Source organism: Streptomyces lushanensis (assembly GCF_001700515.1).
Lineage (GTDB): Bacteria > Actinomycetota > Actinomycetes > Streptomycetales > Streptomycetaceae > Streptomyces > Streptomyces lushanensis.
Genome location: NZ_MAUD01000272.1, coordinates 1 through 5,120, shown reverse-complemented (window position 1 = coordinate 5,120; position 5,120 = coordinate 1). Strand labels below are relative to the sequence as shown.

The window sequence follows — 5,120 nt, the reverse complement described above, 5'->3', positions numbered from 1 at the left end:
GGATGCCGGGAAGCCCGGACCCGGTCCGGGCTTCCCGGCATCCCAGGGGGGTGCGGGTGGATGAGGCCGGCCATCCGGATTTCTCGCCGTACGCGCGCGCGGCGGCGGAGATAGCCGAGCCCCCCGAGGGGTTCGGTGTGGACGAGCTGCGGCTCACGGACTATGTGTCGGCCAATGCCGCGATGCGTGCCGCGGGGCATGAGCTGTGGGACACGATCCCCCCGGTGGCGACTCCGCACGGCTGGACCTGGCATCATCTTCCGGCCTCGCGCCGACTGGTGTTGGTGCCGGTCGAGGTGAAGGCACTGCTGCGGCATCACGGCGGGCTCGCGACGGCGGCCGTGGACCACGGCAAGCGCGGCACGCGTCCCCTCCAGGAGACCCGTCCGGTGCACTTCGGGCTGCCGAAGGGCGCGGTGTCGGTCAGCGAGCAGCAACTCCAGGGCGTCGAGGAGGATCTGGGCTATCGGCTGCCCGGTCCCTATCGCGCGTTCCTGAAGGCGGCGGGCGGCTGCTCGCCGGTGGGCGCGGCGCTCGACCCGGAGCTGGGGCTGCTGGTGGACCAGCCGTTCTTCACGGTGCGTGAGGAGGCCGCGGTCAATGACCTGGTGTATGTCAACAAGTGCCTGCGGGACCATCTGACCAAGGACTATCTGGGTGTTGCCTTCGTCCAGGGCGGCATTCTCGCGGTGAAGGTGCGGGGCGACCGGGTGGGTTCGGTCTGGTTCTGCGCGTACGACGACGCCAGGGATCAGGACGGCTGGAGCGTGCAGGAGCGGGTGGAGCGGCTGCTGTTGCCCTGCGGTGAGGACTTCGACGCCTTTCTGCTGAGGCTGGCGGGCAGTCCGCCGGAGCTGGAGACCGTGGCGAACCTGATGGTGGACGGCGGCTTCGCGCGCGCCGTCCCGGTGGAGGGATGAGCGCGATGGTGACCTTCGCGCAGGCGCAGGAGCGCGCGGAAGAGTGGGTCAACGGCGATCTGCCCGGATATCAGCATCGGGAGGTCCGGGTACGGGAGTTCGAGCTGGGCTTCGTGGTCTGGGCGGAGGACCGCGAGGCCGGGCCCAGGTCGGACGGCGGCCGGCAGCGGCTGGTCATCGCGCGGGACAGCGGTGAGGCCACGCTGTGGCCGGGTCTGCCGGTGGGCGAGGTGATCCGCCGGTACGAGGAGGAGTACGGAGTGCCGGAGGCGCCGCCGGCCGCGCCGGAGCCGCCGCAGCGTATCGATCTGAATCAGACGTCGTTCCTGTTGAGCCCGCCGGAGTGGCTCCAGGAGGCGGCGGACAGACGAACGGCTTCGGAGACCTCCTCGGCGGGGACACGGTTGACGGGTCCGGGTCCGGGTCCGGGTCCGGGTCCGGGTGCGGCCTCCGGACCTTCGGTCCCGCCCGTGGCGCCGTCCCCGTTCGCACACTCGTCCCCGTCGCAGGGTGGCGCCGGGGCTGCGTACGAGCCCGCCGGGGCCACGCCCTGGGCCGGGACGGACACCAATGCCGCCGGTTCGGCCGACGAGGGGTCCGTTCCGATGCCCGCGACGGTCTTCGCGCCGCCGCTCTCCGGTTCGGACGAGGACGACACTCCGCCGCCCGTCGTGGGCGCCGACGCGCCGACCGCGCTGATGTCGGGAGGCAGCCAACTGCCGCCCACGGCGGTGAATCCGAGGCCGGGCAGGGACGGTGCCGGCCCCGGCGGTGAGCACGGCGCCGCGGAGGCCGGCCGGGCCGCCTCGGCGCGGCACGGCGGGCAGGGCGGTGGCCCGGAGACTCCGCCGCCGGCCGGCCCGCACGGTGTCGCGGGCGCGGGGCTGCCGGGCGGGGCGCCGCCGCGGTCGGGGCCGGGTGCGCCCGGCGCGCCGGCGGGCGGTTATCTGCCCACGCAGTTGGTCTCGAACACCGGTCCTGAGGGAGCACGGCCTCCCGGTCCGCCCGCTCCTCCCGGTGCGCTCTCGCCTCCTGGTCCGCCCGCCCCGCCCGGTCCGCCCGGTGCGCCGGGCGCGCCTTTCGACGGGGCGCACCTGGCCGAGACGATGTTCGCCGGGGCGGGCCCGTCGGGGCCGGGCGCTCCGAGGCCGCCCGGTCCTCCGGGTCCTCCCGGTCCGCCCAGCACTCCCGGTCCGCCGGGACTTCCCGGTGCCCCGGCTGCTCCCGGTGGCCCCGGTGCGGCTCCGGGCGGGGCTCAGTACGAGGCGACGGTGCTCGCCGGTCCGCACCACGCCGGTCCGCACCACGCCGGTCCCGGCGCCCCGCCGCCCGCCGGTCCTCCCGGTCCGCCTGGTCCTTCCGGTGTGCCAGGTGTGCCTGGTGTGCCGCCCGGTGGAGGGCACCATGCCGCGACGAGGACGGCAGGACCCGGCCAGGCCGGTTCCGTACCGCCGCCGTCGGCTCCGGGGCCGGCGGGGCCGCCCGGGGCTCCTGGCGTACCGCCGGGCCCGCCCGGTGCCGTACCGCCGCAGGCCCAGCCTCCGGCTGCGCACGCGGCGTACGGCTATCCGCAGCAGCCCGGTCCGCCGACCGTCGGGCCCGGCTATCAGGCCGTGCTGCGCTATCGCGCGCCCGACGGCTCGGAGGCCCAGCTCATCCGGCGCTCCGCACCCGGCACTCCGCACCCCGAGTGGCAGATCCTGCACGAGCTGCGCGCGCTGAACGTGCCGCCGCAGCAGGTGCTCGAACTGCACACGGAGCTGGAGTCGTGCGAGCTGCCCGGTGGTTACTGCGCTCGGATGATCCGGGAGACCTGGCCGCAGGTGCGGATCACCAGTGTCGCGCCGTACGGTCAGGATCATGCGAGCCGGCAGCAGGGCATGCGTCATCTGCTGACGCACCAGGGCGAGTTGCACCAGGTCGCGGACGGGCCCGCGCGGCCCGCGCCGGTGCGCGCCCCGCTGCCGCAGTTGGCGCCCGCGCCGCCGGTCCCGCCGGAGGGCGTCGCGCAGGAGCTGATGGGGGCGTTCGGCCCGCAGGGCATCTGCCGGTTCGACCAGCGGGCGGTGTCCCGTCAGGGCGTACCGGAGATCGTGGCGCGCACGCTCGTGTGGGCGGGACTGCCGGCCGACTTCGGGCCGTTCTTCTGGGCGCAGCCTCCGCAGCCGGTGGTGCCGACGCTGGCCGAGCTGGCCGCGCAGCGGCAGGTGCCGGCGGCGCCGGACGCGGGCTCGTACCTGGTGGTGGGCAGCGACTTCGGGCGCGCGCTCTGTGTGCAGTACGGCACGGCGCACATCATGGCGGTGCCGGTGGAGGCGGGCCCCGGCGGGCAGTCGGTGCCGCCGCAGTTCGTGAACACCGGACTGCCGGAGTTCACACGGTCGTTGGCGCTGCTGGGCCGGATGTGGCGGCTGCGCTTCGGTCTCAATCCGGAGCAGGCGGGACGCTGGACGGTCGACTTCCAGGCGCAGCTCGTATCACTGGACGCGGCGGCGCTGTCGTCGCCGGAGAACTGGTGGTCGGTGCTGCTGGAGCAGATGTGGGACGGGCTGCTGTGAGGTGAGGTCCGTCCGAGCGGTGCGGTGCGCCTCCCGAGGGCGGGAGGCGCACCACGACCGCAGGTCCCGGCGGGGCGCCGGCAGGCCTCAGCGGCCCTGACAGCCTCCCGGCGGCGGCGCCGACCCCGGCCCCGGCGGGTTCGGCTCCACGGGCTCGGGACCCACCGGCCTCGGCTCCACGCGCCCCGGCGGCTGCATGCGCCTCACGGGAAGCTGAGCGTGCGGGCGAACAGCGTGACCAGGATCAGCACCACGGGGAAGCACACCAGGAACATGGCGAACGTATAGCCCATGATGTCGCGCGCCTTGAGGCCGAGGATCGTCAGCGTGGGCAGCATCCAGAACGGCTGGAGCAGATTCGCGCTGGCCTCGCCGAGGTCGTAGACCACGACCACCCAGCCCTGGTGGACCTGGAGCTGGTTGGCCGCGTCCAGGACGTACGGCGCCTCGATGACCCACTTGCTGCCGCCGCTGGGCACGAAGACCCCGAGGACGGCGCTGTAGACGACGATCAGGGCCGGGTAGAAGAACTCGTTCGAGACCGACACCAGCCAGCCGGCGATGGTCTTGCTCAGCCCGGTGAAGGCGATCATGCCGAAGATCCCGCCGTAGAGCGGGAATTGGAGCAGCACACCCGAGGCGGCCGGTGTTCCGTCCTTGACGGCCCCGGCCAGATGCACGGGCCGCCAGTGCAGGATGAGCGCCAGCAGGATCAGGATGAGATTGACGGTGTTCAGATCGAGGGCGTTGAGGGCGCTGCCCTCCGCGCGGGCGAAGTGGCGTGCCAGGTACCACACACCGAGCGCGAACAGCAGGATCGCGAAGACCGGGCTGTACTCGATCCACTCACCGGGCCGGCCGCGGCGCAGCGGCGAGCGCTGCTCCGCCACGCCGGGACCCAGGTCAATGCCGAGCTGTTCGGCGGTCTTCGCGCGCTCCGGCGAGGGCGAGAGGAACCAGGCCATGCCCACGGCGATGACGAAGATGACGGCCGTGGCCGCGATGCCCTGCCACAGGAAGATGGTCTCCGTCAGCGGGATGAGTCCGCTGCCGCGTCCCTCCTTGATGACCTCCTGGACGGCGGGCGGACTCGACGCGGCGCTGGCCACCTGGAGCGCCGCCGATCCCGACAGACCCTGGGCCCAGACGGTGCCGAGGCCGAGGAAGGCCATCGCGCCCAGGGCCCGGTAGTCCACGCCCGTGACCCTGCGGGCTATCTCCTTGGCGAGGATCGCCGTGAAGATCAGGCTGAAGGCCCAGTTCAGATAGGACGTCACCATCGCCACGGCCGCGGTGAACGCGACGGCCGCGCGCGGTGTCCGGGGCACGAGCGCGATCCTGGCGATCAGCCGGCCGACCGGCGGTGAGACCGCGACCGCGTATCCGGCGATAATGATCATCGCCATTTGCAGGGTGAAGGTGATCAGGGACCAGAATCCCTGGCCCCACGCGTCCACCAGCCCGTATCCGGTTGTCGCCGCCGGATCCGAGGGCGCGCCGTACAGGCTCTCACCGGTCGCGAGGCCGAGGGCGAAGACCGCGAAGGTGCCCACCAGTACGAAGCCCAGCGCGTCGGGCAGCCATTTCTCGGAGAAGGCCGTGAAGCGGAGCGCCATGCGCGCCGGCCAGGGCTCCCGGCCGG

At 73.4% G+C, this 5,120-nt stretch carries 3 protein-coding genes; 2 read left to right on the top strand and 1 reads right to left on the bottom strand.

What is annotated here, in order from left to right:
* Nucleotides 1-2: 2 nt before the first annotated feature.
* Together BFF77_RS21625 and BFF77_RS21620 are read left to right on the top strand one after the other, a co-directional pair.
* Nucleotides 3-920: an SMI1/KNR4 family protein gene (locus BFF77_RS21625; protein WP_066952448.1), complete on the top strand. Its 918-nt coding sequence runs from the start codon at nt 3-5 to the stop codon at nt 918-920.
* 5 nt (nt 921-925) lie between these two features.
* Nucleotides 926-3,478, top strand: a complete 2,553-nt coding sequence (locus BFF77_RS21620; RefSeq protein WP_425424412.1) for an SUKH-4 family immunity protein — start codon at nt 926-928, stop codon at nt 3,476-3,478.
* A 203-nt stretch (nt 3,479-3,681) separates the two neighbouring features.
* Here BFF77_RS21620 and BFF77_RS21615 read toward each other — a convergent pair.
* Nucleotides 3,682-5,120 (bottom strand): short-chain fatty acid transporter (locus BFF77_RS21615; protein WP_066952450.1); only part of this gene is annotated, 1,439 nt, incomplete at its 5' end.

What these genes read in the sequence shown, in the direction of transcription:
- BFF77_RS21625 (WP_066952448.1), top strand. Translation starts at nt 3, where the DNA reads ATGCCGGGAAGCCCGGACCCGGTCCGGGCTTCCCGGCATCCCAGGGGG.
- BFF77_RS21620 (WP_425424412.1), top strand. Translation starts at nt 926, where the DNA reads ATGGTGACCTTCGCGCAGGCGCAGGAGCGCGCGGAAGAGTGGGTCAAC.